The sequence below is a fragment of the Brevundimonas sp. AVps7 genome (assembly GCF_058681545.1).
Genome location: NZ_CM178742.1, coordinates 870,461 through 883,477 on the forward strand (window position 1 = coordinate 870,461; position 13,017 = coordinate 883,477).

Here is a 13,017-nt window from a genome sequence, read left to right on the forward strand (position 1 = left end):
CCTACCAGCCCCAGTCGGGGTGGTGCGCGGTTTCCGGCCGGAACGCGGGTTCAGGTTCGAAGGGCGCCGGCAGGTCGACGGCGCCCTGAAGCCCGCCCGGGATCACGCTTGACTTTTCGCCGCCCCGGGTAAGCTCAGGGACGGGATTGCAGACGATCCGGGTCAGGTCGATCGTCCGGTCGTCCAAGCGAAGCATCTCGATCCCGGTGAGAATGTCGTCGCCATCCAGACCCCGGACCTCGAAGGAGCCGTCCGGCGTCTCGAAGATCTTGTAACGGGACGACAGGCCCGAGAAGACCGCCTCGTCCCAGCCGGCGCCGCCGTCGAGACGGTCGTCGCCGGCACCGCCGATCAGGATGTCGTTTCCGTTCATCGCCGTGAGCAGATCGTCTCCATCGTCCCCCGTAAGGCGGTCTGCTCCTTGCGCGCCGGTCAGGGTGTCAGCGCCCGTCGAGCCGGTGATCGCATTGGGGCCGTTCTGCAGACGCACCTGGAAGACGTCGTAGAAGTTGGTCACGTCGCCGACGTAGCGGGCGTAGCTGACCATGACGTCGCCGTTGGGCAGGACGGCCAGGCCGGGCGGCTCGCCGGGCGTGCCGAGGCCGGTGGCGATGACCAGGATCTGGCCGCTGCGGGTGCCGTCCGCGAAGAAGGCGCCGACTGCGATGGAGCTCGAACCGGGGCCGGCGAACTGCTCCCAGGCCACGGTGAAGCCGCCGTCGGGGGTGGCGACGAGGGTGTGCAGGAGCTGGGCGCCGGCGGGGGCGGACTGGACGAGGAAACGGTCGCCGACGGCGCGGCCGTCGCTGGTGAGCATCTGGCCATAGAGTCCGTCGGTCTGGGCCCAGACGAGGGCGAAGCCTCCGTCGGCGAGGCGGACGATCTCGGGCGTGGTCTGGGCGCCGTCGCGCGCGATCCGGAGGGGGGCGCCGATCCGGACTCCGGTGACGTCATAGGCCTGGACCGCGATCACCGCCTCGCCGGGATTGTTGGCGCGCCAGACGGCGATGAAGCCGGTGTCGGTCGCCGTCACGTCGGACAGGCTGGCGATCTGGTCGTCGTCCAGAACGAAAGCCGGGCCACGCGCCTGTCCGGAGGCGTCATAGAGACGGGCGGAGACGCCCGACAAGGGAGACCCGACCGCGTGGGTCCAGGTCACGACGAAGCCGCCGGCGGCCAGGGCCGTGACCTGTTGCGAGTAGCCGTCCGTGTTGATCTGGATCTCGCCGCCTACGGGTAGGCCCGAGGCGTCGAAGACCTGGCCGAAGACGCCCAGGGTTCCGGCCTGCCCCGGGACGGTGTTGTCCCAGACCACGGCATAGCCTCCGTTCGCCAGCAGGGTGATCCCGGGGTTGCGCTGGGAGTTGGCCGTGGTCGTATTGACCAGAGTGGCCCCGCCTGTCCGGGCGCCGGCCGCGTCGAAACGCTGGAGATAGACGCCGTAGCCCTGATCCGGCTCGCCGGCCCCCGACCAGACCGTGATGTAGCCCCCGTCGCGAAGGCCGATGGACTGCGGCGCGGACTGGCGGCTGTTGGCGTAGGTGTGGACGCGGGTTTCAGGCGTAAGCGCATAGGGCATGGGTACTCATCCAGCGGCTGCGCGACACGAATACAGGCCCGGTCGAGGGGTGACAACCTGAGCGTTAAACGCCGCGGCTACCGCCCCCGCGCCGTCATGATCTCGCCGATCCGGTCGCGCGTGCCCTCGATCCGTTCCAGACGCGGGTAGCGCAGGCCGCCGGTGTAGCTGAGGTCGATGGTGCGGATGCGCTGGCCGTTCTTCAGGATCAGGCGGATGGGGGCCTCGCCGGACTTGGCGGCGGTGACAGCCTCGCGCAGGACCTCGGGGGTGGCGACGCGGTCGCCGACGGCGATCAGGTCCCAGCCGACGCCGATGCCGGCCTCGAACGCCGGGCCGCCCCACTGGATGGCGCTGATGCGCTGGGTCGGGCCGGTCAGGCTGAAGCCCAGGGAATAGCGGAAGTCCGAGCCCCAGCTGCCGTTCATCGCCTTTTCGTCGGCGTTCGGCTCCTCGACATAGATCAGGCGGTAGCCGCCCCGCTCCAGACCATCCAGAGGCGCGGCGGCGTCGGGGCCCGCGGCGTCGAGGCGGGTGCGCAGGAAGGCGGCCCAGTCATGGGGCTGGACCGCGTTGAGCGCCGCGACGACGTCGGCGAACGTATAGCCCTGCGGCGTCCACGATCCGTCTGTGTCTTCCGGCGAGAAGAAGGTGCGGGCGAAGTCATCGAGCGACTTCCGGTCGCGGCTCAGCTCGCGGATCAATGTGTCGGCGTCGAGCCAGATCAGGGCGGCCTCGTCATAGTAGTCGCCGGTGCCGCGCATCCACGAGGCCCACTGGCCGGGAACGCGATAGCCCAGCAGATTGTGGTTGTTGGTGTCCTGCAGGTTCCGCCATTCGCGGCCCGGCTGGTTCTCGTAGAAGGCGGCGCGATCGGCCAGGCCGATCAGGGCCTGGGCCTTGGTATGCAGGCCGGAGCGGGCCGACAGGACGTCGCCCCAATATTCGGTCTGGCCCTCATAGACCCACAGCAGGCTGTTCTCGGTCGGGACGTTGTAGTTGGCGGTCAGCTCGTCGGCCGGCCGCATGAACTTGCCGTTCCAAGAGTGGGTGTATTCGTGAGGCAGCAGGGCGCGGTTGCCCGCCGAGGCGTTCCAGCTGGTGAAGAAGTTCGGGCCGGCGGTGTTCTCGGAGCTGCGGTGATGCTCGAGGCCGATGCCGCCCAGCTGGTCGGTCAGGGCGAACAGGAACTCGTACTTGTCGAAATGGCGCGAGCCGAACAGGCGATCGGCCTGGGTGACCATGTTGGTGTAGAAGCCAATCTGTTCGTCGGTGGGGGCCAGGTTCGCGGCCGTGTCTGCGACGATGTTCAGGTGGACGTCCTCGCCGTCGGCGTCGATGTCGATGCGGCGGTAGTGGGCGCCGGCGAACATCGGGCTGTCGACCAGGGTGTAGAGATCCACGGGCGCGAAGGTCGCGACCCCGTTCTCGAACGAGGTGGTTTCCAGCGCCACGCCGTACTGCCAGCCCTCGGGCAGTTTGATGCTGGGGGCGAAGGTGATGCCGGTCGAGCGATAGCCGGCCGGGTAGAGCAGCGCCTTCTCCCACTCCATGTTGATGATCGACGGCGTCATGACCACGCGCCAGACGGCGTTGTCGGGCTGGGTGAGCCACTGGAACGAGGCCTCGATCTCGGTGGCGCCCTCGGGCACGTCAATGTGGAAGGCGTAGGGGTCGACCGCGTCGCGGCGCCATTCGACGCGCTGGCCGCCCGAGGTGATGGTCAGGCCGGCGAACAGCTGGATCGGGCCGGAGTCGGCGTGGTTGCCGGGCAGGTATTTCGGATAGAGCAGGGTCAGGCTGCGGCTGACGACCGGGATGGTCTGGCGCACCGAGATGACGCGGTGATCGAGGTCGGTGGCGTCGACCTCGTACTTGATGACGCCGGGATAGGTCTCCTGCGTCGGGGCCGGGATCAGGGGGCTGTCGGGGAAGCCGCCGATATCGGGGGTGGTCGGGCCGCGCGGCGTCGTCTGGGCCGCTCCGGGCGAGGCGCTCGCGATCAGAAGGGCGGCGAGGCAGGCGGAGGCGGCGAGACGCGACATGGGCTAATCCGGGACTGACGGCGAGGGGCCGCAGAGGACGCCGGGGGCGAACTCAGGTCAAGGGCGCCCGGTGCAGCAATGAGCCGTCGCCGTAGGAATAGAACCGGTAGCCGTCGGCCACGGCATGGGCGTAGGCGGCCTTCATCGTCTCCAGACCCGCGAAGGCCGAGACCAGCATGAACAGGGTGGACTTCGGCAGGTGGAAGTTGGTCATCAGCACGTCGGCCGCGCGGAAGCGGTAGCCGGGGGTGATGAAGATGGCCGTGTCGCCGTGGAAGGGCCGGATCTCGCCCTCGGGCGACGTGGCGGATTCGAGCAGGCGCAGCGAGGTGGTGCCGACGCAGACGATGCGGCCGCCGTTCGCATGGACGGCGTTGAGCGCGGCGGCGGCAGCGGCGGAGACCTCGCCCCACTCGGAGTGCATCCTGTGGTCGGCGGTGTCGTCGGCCTTGACCGGCAGGAAGGTGCCGGCGCCGACGTGAAGCGTCACGGCGTGGGTGGCGACGCCCTTCGCCCGGATGGCGTCAAGCAGGGCGGGGGTGAAGTGGAGGCCCGCCGTAGGAGCGGCGACGGAGCCATCGTGCTCGGCGAAGACGGTCTGGTAGTCCGACCGGTCACGGTCGTCCTCGGGGCGCTTGGCGGCGATATAGGGCGGCAGGGGCATGACGCCGACGTCGCGGATGGCGTCGTCCAGCGCGGGGCCGGAGAGGTCGAACTTGAGGGCGACGAGGCCGTCGTCGTGCTTGCCGGTGACCGTGGCGTCGAGGCGGCCGAGGTCGCAGGCGGCGTCTCCGTGGGCGCCGAACCCGCCCTCAGGTAGCGAATGCGATAGGGCGCGAAAATGTATGCGGTCCCCCGGCTTGATGCGCTTGCCCGGCTTCATGAAGGCGGACCAGGCGTCGGGCGCGTCGCGGTGGTGCAGGGTGGCCTCGACCTCGACGGTCAGGGTCTCGCCCTCGGGGCCGATGCGATTGCGGACGCCGGACAGGCGGGCGGGGATGACGCGGGTGTCATTGAAGACCAGGGCGTCGCCGGGGTGCAGGAAGTCGGGCAGGTCGGAGATGATGTGGTCGGCGAGGCCGCCGTCCTTCACCACCAGCAGCCGGGCGGAATCGCGCGGTTCGGCGGGCCGCAGGGCGATGCGGTCCTCGGGCAGGTCGAAGTCGAAGTCGGCGGTCTTCATGGTCGGCGCGAATGGCCACGGGGGCGGGACGGGGTCAAGAGCAGGGGCGACCTTGTGTCAGGGGGACCCGGGGCGTCGGCCACGCCATACTGATGCTATGAAAATGCTGACCCTGATCGCCGCTTCCGCTTTCGCCCTGTCCGTCGCCGCCTGCGAGGACGGCGCGTCCGCCCTGCAGGACATCCAGGACACGGCCGCGAAAGCCGAGGCGACGCTTGAAACCGTCAACACCCGCACCGCCCAGGTGCAGCAGGCGATCGACAATCCGGGCGGCGCCCTGCTGGCCGCGGTCGGGGCGACCTTTTCTAAGACGGCGACGGACCAGCCGGGGGTCTATGTCCTGACCGACCTGCAGACGGGCTGCCAGTTCCTGGGCACCTATGGGCCGGACGGGACGACCGTGACGTCCATAGCCCCGCGCGTCGAGGCGGCGCCCGGCGGCGGGACGCAGCAGCGCTGCGTCGCAATCCCGGGCGTCGGGCGCGCTGCCGAGGCGGACGCCGAAGCCGAGGGCTGACACGCGGACGTCGGCTGCTAGGCTGGCGTCCATGACGACTCTGGACTGGAAGACCGGCTTCGAGATCGAGCTGATGGCGCCGCCCGGCCTGTCGCGGCGCGATCTGGCGGAGGCCTTGGCCACACGGGTCGGCGGGACGGTCCAGCGCTTCTTCCATCCGCAGTCCGAGCCCAGCGCCGTCGAGGGACGGCCGGTGTTCGAGAACCTGACGCCGGGGTTTCGGGTGCGCGACGGGCAGGGCGCGTGGGTCGCCTCCTTCGTCGACGACCTGACCCTGCAGCGCGATCTGGATCGCGAGCGGGCGCCGCTGGCGGGCTGGCGACGGATCGTGGCGGACGACGGGCGATTGCTGCGGCTGGTGGAGCGGCACTGCGATCCGGATGCGGGAGGCGACCGGACGCTGGAGTCTCTGGCGACGCTGTTCGGCACGGCGGCGCAGCGGCATGAGGCCGGAATGGTGCGGGTGGTCGATGCGAGCGGCCGGTCGGTGGCCATCGATGCGCCCCTGCCCGGAGAGCGGGAACGGCCGTGCGAGATCGTGACGGCGCCGATCGAAGCGGATCATGCGGTGGTGCTGGAAGGCCTGCTGAGCGACGCGCGAAGGCTCGGCTTCACCGTCCCGGCGGAGGGCGCGACCCATGTGCATTTCGACGGCGAGGCCCTGTGTTCGGCGCGGGCGATCGCGGGGCTGGTCGAGGTGTGGGCGCGGCACGGCGAGGCGCTGAAGCGGCTGGTCGGGGTCAATCCTCGCTGTGTGCGGCTGGGCGACTGGCCGGCAGGGTTGGCCGGGCTGACGGGGAGCGAGGCGTTCGAGGCGATGGACTGGGCCAAGGCAAAGGCGGCGCTGGGCGGGGTCGGGCTGACTAAATACTGCGATCTCAACCTGGCCAACCTGCTTATCGGACGGGCGGAGAAGCACACTGTCGAGGTGCGCGTGCTGCCCGCCTTTCTGGAGGTCGCCCCGCTGATGGAGGCCGCCGCCCTGTTCGAAGGCGTGCTCGGCTGGTGCCGGGATCGGGAGCCGGGGGAGTCGGCGCCGCGCAGTCTCGTCGATCTGATGATCCGGTTGCCGATGGACGAGACGGCGCGGGGCAACTGGCTGAACGTCGTGCGGCGACAGAACGCAGCTATCGCATAGGCAGGAAGGTCGTATAGTCGGCGTCGGCCCGGGGCGGCCGTGATCCTTCGTGGAGCCATGACGATGACCAGCACTCTCAAGGCGCGCGTGCGTCGTCTGTCGGCAGGGCTCTTGATGTCCAGCGCCGTCGCTCTCGTCCTGTTCGGCCAACCGGCCCAGGCCATGCCGCAACAGCGCGAGTACGACGCCTTCTTCTCGTCGCGCTACAACTACTGCGACGCCAAACTGGTGGGCGCCCTCTATGGCCAGGACGCCGACGGCGGCAAGGTCATCATTGGCCAGAAGATCCTCAACGGCATCGGCACGAACGTGCCGGTCGTGCTGCGCGAGAGCCGGGGTTACGGCAACGCCTGCGAATGGGAAGACACGGGCCTGTCCTATTCCGATGCCCAGGTGCTGGCCGAGACCTGGGGCTTTTCGGACCCCTACGACGCCAAGCTGAAGGCCGCCGACCTGTTCACCAACGGCCGCGAGCAACAGGTCCGGAACGGCCTGGGCTACTGAGCCCAGCCACGAGCCCCAGAGACTGAGAAAACGGCCTGCGGTCTCGCGGGCCGTTTTGCGTGCGGCTTGACACTGAAGTAATTACTTCAGTATTGGATCGCCCATGACCCAGCCCGCCCTCGATCTCGCCTTTCAGGCCCTGGCCGACCCGACCCGCCGGGCGATGATCGAGCGGCTGTCGCGCGGGCCGGCGACGGTCAGCGACCTGGCCGCGCCCCTGCCGATGAGCCTGACCGCCGTGGTCCAGCATCTGAAAGTGCTGGAGGGAGCTGGCCTGGTGGCGTCGGAGAAGGTGGGGCGGGTGCGGACCTGTCGCGTCGAGCCCGCCGCTCTGAGCGCGGCCGAACGCTGGATCAACGAACGCCGCCGGTCGGTCGAACGCAGTCTCGACCGGCTCGGCGACTATCTCGAAGAAACGAAGGAGACGCCGAAATGACCGCCTGTTACCCCACGGCCCACGGGACCTTCGTGGTCGAGCGCCGCTACGACGCCTCGCCCGCCCGGGTCTTCAACGCCTGGGCCGACCCCGTCGCCTTCCGCCGCTGGTATGTCGATGGGGACGCCCGCGACGACGGGGTCAAAGCGCACGTCCTCGAATGGAGCCACGACTTCCGTGTCGGCGGTTCCGCTGGAGGCAGGTTCCGCTTCGGCGACGAGAGCAATCCAGTGGTTTTCAATGACACCCGGTACCTCGATCTCGTCCCGGATCGCCGGATCATCACCTCCTATGTCATGGGCTTTGACCGCGCCGAGGGACGCGAGCGGTTCTCTGCCTGCCTGGCCACGATCGACCTGTTCGCGGACGGGGAGGGGACGCGGCTGGTCTATACAGAACAGGGCGCCTTCTTCGGAGAGGACGGGGCCGCGCACATTCCGATGCGGGAGCGGGGTTGCGCGGACATGCTGGAGTTTCTGGGACGCGATCTGGAGCGCTGACCAAGCGTGCGTTGACCGCGCGGCGTTCAGGCTGCAAACCCCGGCCCATGCTGCAGAACCTCGAAACTCTCGCTCGCGACGCCAGGTCCTGGCCGTTCGAACAGGCCCGCGCCCTCCTGGACCACGTCCTGAAGAAGCGTCTTTCGGACGCGGAGCGGGATGCGGCGAAACTTCTGATCGACGCAGGCAAGGCGGACGAGGCCGTGGCGACGTTCGAGGCGCTGCAACGGCCTGTGGTGCTAGAGACCGGCTATGGTCCGTCCGGCCTGCCGCACATGGGGACGTTCGGCGAGGTCGCGCGCACGACCATGGTGCGCAACGCCTTTCGCGCCCTGACCGGCGACCACTGGCAGACGCGGCTGATCGCCTTCTCCGACGACATGGACGGGCTGCGCAAGGTGCCCGAGGGCGTGCCCAATCCGGAGATGCTGCGCGAGGACCTGCACCTGTCGCTGACGCGGGTGCGCGATCCGTTCGGGACGCACGACAGTTTCGGCGCGCACAACAACGCGCGTCTGCGGGCCTTCCTCGACGGCTTCGGCTTCGACTACGAGTTCATGTCCTCGACCGAGACCTACAGGTCTGGCCGGTTCGACGAGACGCTGCTGCGCCTGCTGGAGCGGTTCGACGCCGTGCAGGCGATCATGCTGCCGACGCTTGGCCCTGAGCGGCGTGAGACCTATTCGCCGTTCCTGCCGGTGAGCCCGATCACGGGCCATGTGCTGCAGGTCCCGACGCTGGAGCGGAACGTCGAGAAGGGGACCATCGTCTTTGACGATCCGGCCGGCGGACGAACCGAACTCCCGGTCACGGGCGGCCATGTAAAGCTGCAGTGGAAGCCGGACTGGGCCATGCGCTGGACCGCGCTCGACGTCGACTACGAGATGTCGGGCAAGGACCTGATCGAGAGCGTGCGCGAGTCGTCGAAGGTCTGTCGGGCTCTGGGCGGCGTTCCGCCGGAGGGGTTCAACTACGAGCTCTTCCTCGACGTCGAAGGAAAGAAGATCTCCAAGTCCAAGGGCAACGGCCTGACGATGGAGCAGTGGCTGCGCTACGGCACGCCGGAGAGCCTGAGCTGGTACATGTTCCAGTCGCCGAAGTCGGCCAAGAGCCTGCACTTCAACGTCATCCCCCGGGCGATCGACGACTATCTGGGGGCGATCGACGCCTATGGTTCGCAGGAACCGGCCAAGCAGATCGACAACGCCGTCTGGTCGATCCATGCGGGCGCGCCGCCGAAGGTCGCCTCGCCCGTTTCGTTCGCCCTGTTGCTGAACCTGGTCGGCGTGGCCAATGCCTCGTCCAAGGCGCAGCTGTGGGCCTATTTCGCCAAATACCTGCCGGACGCAACGCCTGAGAACGAGCCTGTGCTGGACGGTCTGATGGACCGGGCGCTGAACTACTACGAGGACTTCGTGAAGCCGACGAAGTCCTACCGGCTGCCCGACGACAAGGAAAAGGCGGCCCTGCTGGACCTGGCGGGGCGTCTGAAGGCCCTGCCGGCCGACACGACCGACGGCGAGCTGATCCAGGGCGAGGTCTACGCCGTGGGCAAGGAACACGCGTTCGAGCCGCTGCGCGGCTGGTTCGGGGCCCTGTACGAGGTGCTTCTGGGCGCGTCGCAAGGTCCGCGCTTCGGCTCGTTCGCGGCGATCTACGGCCTGGCGCAGACGATCCAGCTGATCGAGGCCGGGGCGAACGGGGAGCTGGCGGGATAGCCTCGCCCGATGGGGGAGGATTGCGCTCAAGCAGCGAGGCTTCGCGAGCCTAGCGGTAGCGCCCGAAAAAGATGAACCGAAAATAACGGTGAAGCTCCGGGAGCCTTCATGTGGGCTCAGGCATTCTCACGCCATCGACCAACCTCGATGAAACGGAGAGAGCCATGTCGAAGACATTGAACACCACCCTGGCCACGGCAGCCGCCCTGGCGGCCCTGATCACCGCGGCCCCCATGGCCGCCCAGGCCCAGCAGTCCAACGGCGTCACCAGCTGCGACGCTCCCGGCGGCCGTCAGACCACGGGCGCCGTGATCGGCGGCGTGCTCGGGGCTCTGGCCGGCAGCCGGATTTCCAGCAACGAACGCGCCCTCGGCGCGGTCGCGGGCGGCGCCGCCGGCGCTGCGGCCGGTTCCTATATCGGCTGCAACCAGCAACGCGCCCGCGCCAACTCGCAGGCCAGCTCGTCGGGCGCCCAGTATCGCGCCTCGTCCAACCTGCGCATCCGCTCGGGTCCGGGCACCAGCTATCGCCAGGCCGGCAGCCTGTCTGCGGGCCAGCCCTTCACGGCCGTCGGCTCGCAGGGCGAATGGGTCCAGATCGCCGGCGGCGGCTGGGTCAATGCGAACTACGTGCAGCCCTACTAGGCTGAGCGATCTGCTTGAATGAAGTCAGGGCCGTTCCGGAAGGGGCGGCCCTTTCGTTTGCGTGCCTACTGGCTGACCCAGAGGATGCGGGCGATCCATTCGACGTCCTTGCGCGGGATGGTGCGGGGTTCGTAGGCCGGGTTGATCGAGTTCAGGGTGACCGATTTGGCGGTCAGGGAGGCGATCTCCTTGGCGGTGGTCTCGCCAGTCGTGGTGCGCACCACGACGCGGTCGCCCTTGCGTACGTCGGTGCGATCCCGATCGACGATGACGCGGTCGCCCTGACGGTACAGGGGCGCCATCGAGTCGCCGGAGATCTCGAGGCTGAACAGGCTTGGGCGAGGCAGAGGCAGGTCCGTCTGGTCCCAGCCTTCGCCCGTTGGCAGGCCGGCGTCATCGAAGAAGCCGTCGGCCCCAGCCTGGACCAGGCCGATGAGAGGAATGGTCGGGGCGCGACGGTCGCCGTCCTCTGCCAGGGCCGCGAAATCCGCCAGCGACAGTCCGGCGATCTCCAGCACCCGGGTCAGGCTCTCTGTCGAGGGCCAGCGGGGACGACGGGCCTGTCCGGGGCCGAACCGTTTGGAGACGTTGAAGGATGTGGCGTCGAGGCCGGCACGCCGGGCCAGGCCCGAAACGGAAAGTCCCTCTCGTCCCGCAATGGCGTCGAGCGCGGCCCAGACTTTGGCATGGGAAAGGGACATGGGATCCGCCGAAATGATTCGCCGCGACCTTAGCTAGGAATAATGGCCTATTCCAGTCCCGCCGCACGTCGCTCCTGCCAGGCCCAGAAGGTGCCGAGGCCGATTGCCAACAGAATGCCGTAACCGGCGAGATTCAGGATCGTGTAGAAGGACATGATACCGGGGCGCATGTCGAACAGGATCACCAGATGGCTCATCACGATGATGAGCTGCAAGGATGCCGCCCAGATCGGCCAGTTGCGATGGAACTTCCATGCAAGCCCGCCCAGAACAAGCAGCATGACGACATCCAGGGCGAACAGGCCAGGCTGCCAGTGCGTGAGGACATCGCCGTCCGACTGGAGGAGCATCCCGGCCATCCAGCCCACCAGATAGGCGCCCATCGCGAGGCGCTCCGGCTCATCACCCTTCGTGAAGGCGAAGATCCCGACCAGCACCATCGGCAGGAGGCCGATCTGCGAATACAGGGTGTCCAACATGAAATCGCCCCCGCGTCGAAGGACGCGGGGGCGATAATGCTTCGAGTCTGGTCAATCGAAAACCGAAGTCCTCGATATTAACCCGAATTCACGCGACGCGGATGGGCCGAGCAGGCTGGACGGTGCGAAGTTGCTGTTCGACCTGCGGCGGCGGCGGCGGCACTCCGTCACCCCAGTCGCCGTTGTCGGGCTTGTCGAGCGGACCGACGTTGTAGACACCATAGCCCATCCGGCGGTGATCCTTGGCCAGTTCCGCGTGGCAGGCCACGACGGCGTCGCGAGCGGCCGACAGGGCGGCGATCGCCTCGATGGCCTTGGCTTGCGACACGGCGCCGGCGACCGGGGACGCCTTGAGCAGGGTCCGGGCGCCAATCATGGATTGCACCAGCGTAGTCGCCGAGGTGATCGCGGCGTCAACCGCGAGCTCGGTAGCGTAGAGATCTCCAGCAACGCTGGCGACGACTTCAGTCCGATCCATGTTAGCCCCTTCCAAAAAGTTACAGTGGTAAAGGGATGGTTAACACGTTTGAAGCGAGACCGGTAGGGATTCTTTAACCATTCGCGGGAACAGCCTGGTTTGTGTCGCCGTCGTGCAGAGGCGGCGCTCGTCAGTGTCCGACGGGCAGGACGGCCTGTGGTCATCGGCAGTCCGGCGCCCTGCGGGAGGTGGTCAGGAGTTGTGCTCGTCCATCGAGAAATGCGCGGTCAGGCTGGCGATCGGCTGTGCGGGGTCTTCCTGCCAGGCCTCGGCCAGCACATGAGCCACGCGGCGGCCGGCGCGGGAGATTCGGGCGCGGGCGTAGACGTCCATCGGCTTTCCAGACCGGAGGTAGGCCGTGGTCACCGTTATCGGTCGGGGCAGGCGCAGTCGGGGCCAGGTGTGGGCGACCTGGGCGACGGCTGTCAGCTCCAGCATCGCCGCCGTCGAGCCTCCATGCAGTGCGGGCAGCATCGGGTTGCCGACCAGGTGATCGGCGAAGGGCATGACGACGGTCAGAATGTCGCCGTCCATCTCCGTGCGCAGGCCGAGGAAGCGTGCGTAGGGAATCGAGTCCAGGAGGGCGGTCATGCGCCTTCTCCGCGCGGCTTGAGATTCGCGCCGGGCCTTCGGCCCCCGTCGGATGAGATGACATAGGTGGCCTGGGCCGCCGCCACCGGATCGGCGGGATCGTCCTCGAACGCCCAGGCGCGGACGAAGCCGATGGTCCGGGTGGCGCGATAGCAGCGCGCCTCGGACAACAGGTCCACGCGAGGCCTGGCCGGCCGCATGTAGTCGATGCGCAGGTCCAGGGTCGCGATGGGCTCGTAACGCCCCAGCTTGGTCCAGACGGCGAGGCCTCCGACATGGTCGAGCATGGCCGTGACCAGGCCGCCGGCGAACACGTCGGTCTCCGGATCGCCGACCAGATCAGGCCGCCACGGCGTGCGCAGCCTCACCCGGTCCCCGTTCACGCCTTCATAGACAAAGCCCAGGGCGTGGGTGTGGGCGGCGCCGGACGCCAGCTGCGGCATCAGGGTGGTCAGGAACGTATCGCTCATGAGACCGTCCTTATCGGGCACGCACCCGCGCGCA

The 13,017-nt window shown here is 68.3% G+C and carries 15 protein-coding genes; 7 read left to right on the plus strand and 8 right to left on the minus strand.

What is annotated here, in order from left to right; genetic code table 11:
- Nucleotide 1: 1 nt before the first annotated feature.
- The 3 genes from ACW17Y_RS04365 to queA form a co-directional block, all read right to left on the minus strand.
- Entirely contained in the window at nt 2-1,579 is a 1,578-nt protein-coding gene (locus tag ACW17Y_RS04365; protein WP_492037555.1) for a calcium-binding protein, read from the minus strand.
- A 77-nt stretch (nt 1,580-1,656) separates the two neighbouring features.
- Nucleotides 1,657-3,624 (minus strand): M61 family metallopeptidase, encoded by a 1,968-nt coding sequence (locus ACW17Y_RS04370; RefSeq protein ID WP_492037556.1) that lies wholly within the window; start codon nt 3,622-3,624, stop codon nt 1,657-1,659.
- Between the two features lie 52 nt (nt 3,625-3,676).
- Nucleotides 3,677-4,807 carry a tRNA preQ1(34) S-adenosylmethionine ribosyltransferase-isomerase QueA gene (queA, locus tag ACW17Y_RS04375; protein WP_492037557.1) on the minus strand — a complete coding sequence of 377 codons (1,131 nt, stop codon included), beginning with the start codon at nt 4,805-4,807 and terminating at the stop codon, nt 3,677-3,679.
- A 103-nt stretch (nt 4,808-4,910) separates the two neighbouring features.
- Here queA and ACW17Y_RS04380 point away from each other — a divergent pair, with 103 nt between their 5' ends.
- The 7 genes from ACW17Y_RS04380 to ACW17Y_RS04410 all read left to right on the plus strand — a co-directional run bounded on the left by ACW17Y_RS04380 (nt 4,911) and on the right by ACW17Y_RS04410 (nt 10,264).
- Entirely contained in the window at nt 4,911-5,324 is a 414-nt protein-coding gene (locus tag ACW17Y_RS04380; protein WP_492037558.1) for a hypothetical protein, read from the plus strand.
- Nucleotides 5,325-5,355: 31 nt separating this feature from the next.
- Entirely contained in the window at nt 5,356-6,462 is a 1,107-nt protein-coding gene (locus tag ACW17Y_RS04385) for an amidoligase family protein (RefSeq protein WP_492037559.1), read from the plus strand.
- 63 nt (nt 6,463-6,525) lie between these two features.
- A complete protein-coding gene (locus ACW17Y_RS04390) occupies nt 6,526-6,966 on the plus strand; it encodes a hypothetical protein (protein WP_492037560.1) in 441 nt (146 codons plus the stop codon).
- Between the two features lie 103 nt (nt 6,967-7,069).
- Nucleotides 7,070-7,402: an ArsR/SmtB family transcription factor gene (locus tag ACW17Y_RS04395; RefSeq protein WP_492037561.1), complete on the plus strand. Its 333-nt coding sequence runs from the start codon at nt 7,070-7,072 to the stop codon at nt 7,400-7,402.
- Nucleotides 7,399-7,902 carry an SRPBCC domain-containing protein gene (locus tag ACW17Y_RS04400; RefSeq protein WP_492037562.1) on the plus strand — a complete coding sequence of 168 codons (504 nt, stop codon included), beginning with the start codon at nt 7,399-7,401 and terminating at the stop codon, nt 7,900-7,902. Before ACW17Y_RS04395 ends, ACW17Y_RS04400 begins: the two co-directional genes overlap by 4 nt.
- Nucleotides 7,903-7,949: 47 nt before the next feature.
- Nucleotides 7,950-9,620, plus strand: a complete 1,671-nt coding sequence (locus tag ACW17Y_RS04405; RefSeq protein WP_492037563.1) for a lysine--tRNA ligase — start codon at nt 7,950-7,952, stop codon at nt 9,618-9,620.
- Nucleotides 9,621-9,784: 164 nt separating this feature from the next.
- Nucleotides 9,785-10,264 (plus strand): SH3 domain-containing protein, encoded by a 480-nt coding sequence (locus ACW17Y_RS04410; RefSeq protein WP_492037564.1) that lies wholly within the window; start codon nt 9,785-9,787, stop codon nt 10,262-10,264.
- 65 nt (nt 10,265-10,329) lie between these two features.
- On the opposite strand, the gene ACW17Y_RS04415 is transcribed toward ACW17Y_RS04410, so the two are convergent.
- The 5 genes from ACW17Y_RS04415 to ACW17Y_RS04435 all read right to left on the minus strand — a co-directional run bounded on the left by ACW17Y_RS04415 (nt 10,330) and on the right by ACW17Y_RS04435 (nt 12,983).
- Nucleotides 10,330-10,965: a S24 family peptidase gene (locus ACW17Y_RS04415; RefSeq protein ID WP_492037565.1), complete on the minus strand. Its 636-nt coding sequence runs from the start codon at nt 10,963-10,965 to the stop codon at nt 10,330-10,332.
- A gap of 47 nt (nt 10,966-11,012) precedes the next feature.
- Nucleotides 11,013-11,444, minus strand: coding sequence for a hypothetical protein (locus ACW17Y_RS04420; protein WP_492037566.1), 432 nt, complete (start codon nt 11,442-11,444; stop codon nt 11,013-11,015).
- A gap of 88 nt (nt 11,445-11,532) precedes the next feature.
- Complete coding sequence (locus ACW17Y_RS04425; RefSeq protein ID WP_492037567.1) at nt 11,533-11,922, minus strand: hypothetical protein; 390 nt, start codon at nt 11,920-11,922, stop codon at nt 11,533-11,535.
- 192 nt (nt 11,923-12,114) lie between these two features.
- On the minus strand, nt 12,115-12,513 hold the full coding sequence (locus tag ACW17Y_RS04430; protein WP_492037568.1) for a PaaI family thioesterase: 399 nt from the start codon (nt 12,511-12,513) through the stop codon (nt 12,115-12,117).
- Nucleotides 12,510-12,983 (minus strand): PaaI family thioesterase, encoded by a 474-nt coding sequence (locus tag ACW17Y_RS04435; protein WP_492037569.1) that lies wholly within the window; start codon nt 12,981-12,983, stop codon nt 12,510-12,512. The genes ACW17Y_RS04430 and ACW17Y_RS04435 overlap by 4 nt, the downstream gene beginning before the upstream one ends.
- Nucleotides 12,984-13,017: the final 34 nt, after the last annotated feature.

Coding starts and splice junctions, on each gene's coding strand:
- ACW17Y_RS04365 (WP_492037555.1), bottom strand. CDS start 1,579: ATGCCCTATGCGCTTACGCCTGAAACCCGCGTCCACACCTACGCCAAC.
- ACW17Y_RS04370 (WP_492037556.1), bottom strand. CDS start 3,624: ATGTCGCGTCTCGCCGCCTCCGCCTGCCTCGCCGCCCTTCTGATCGCG.
- queA (WP_492037557.1), bottom strand. CDS start 4,807: ATGAAGACCGCCGACTTCGACTTCGACCTGCCCGAGGACCGCATCGCC.
- ACW17Y_RS04380 (WP_492037558.1), top strand. CDS start 4,911: ATGCTGACCCTGATCGCCGCTTCCGCTTTCGCCCTGTCCGTCGCCGCC.
- ACW17Y_RS04385 (WP_492037559.1), top strand. CDS start 5,356: ATGACGACTCTGGACTGGAAGACCGGCTTCGAGATCGAGCTGATGGCG.
- ACW17Y_RS04390 (WP_492037560.1), top strand. CDS start 6,526: ATGACCAGCACTCTCAAGGCGCGCGTGCGTCGTCTGTCGGCAGGGCTC.
- ACW17Y_RS04395 (WP_492037561.1), top strand. CDS start 7,070: ATGACCCAGCCCGCCCTCGATCTCGCCTTTCAGGCCCTGGCCGACCCG.
- ACW17Y_RS04400 (WP_492037562.1), top strand. CDS start 7,399: ATGACCGCCTGTTACCCCACGGCCCACGGGACCTTCGTGGTCGAGCGC.
- ACW17Y_RS04405 (WP_492037563.1), top strand. CDS start 7,950: ATGCTGCAGAACCTCGAAACTCTCGCTCGCGACGCCAGGTCCTGGCCG.
- ACW17Y_RS04410 (WP_492037564.1), top strand. CDS start 9,785: ATGTCGAAGACATTGAACACCACCCTGGCCACGGCAGCCGCCCTGGCG.
- ACW17Y_RS04415 (WP_492037565.1), bottom strand. CDS start 10,965: ATGTCCCTTTCCCATGCCAAAGTCTGGGCCGCGCTCGACGCCATTGCG.
- ACW17Y_RS04420 (WP_492037566.1), bottom strand. CDS start 11,444: ATGTTGGACACCCTGTATTCGCAGATCGGCCTCCTGCCGATGGTGCTG.
- ACW17Y_RS04425 (WP_492037567.1), bottom strand. CDS start 11,922: ATGGATCGGACTGAAGTCGTCGCCAGCGTTGCTGGAGATCTCTACGCT.
- ACW17Y_RS04430 (WP_492037568.1), bottom strand. CDS start 12,513: ATGACCGCCCTCCTGGACTCGATTCCCTACGCACGCTTCCTCGGCCTG.
- ACW17Y_RS04435 (WP_492037569.1), bottom strand. CDS start 12,983: ATGAGCGATACGTTCCTGACCACCCTGATGCCGCAGCTGGCGTCCGGC.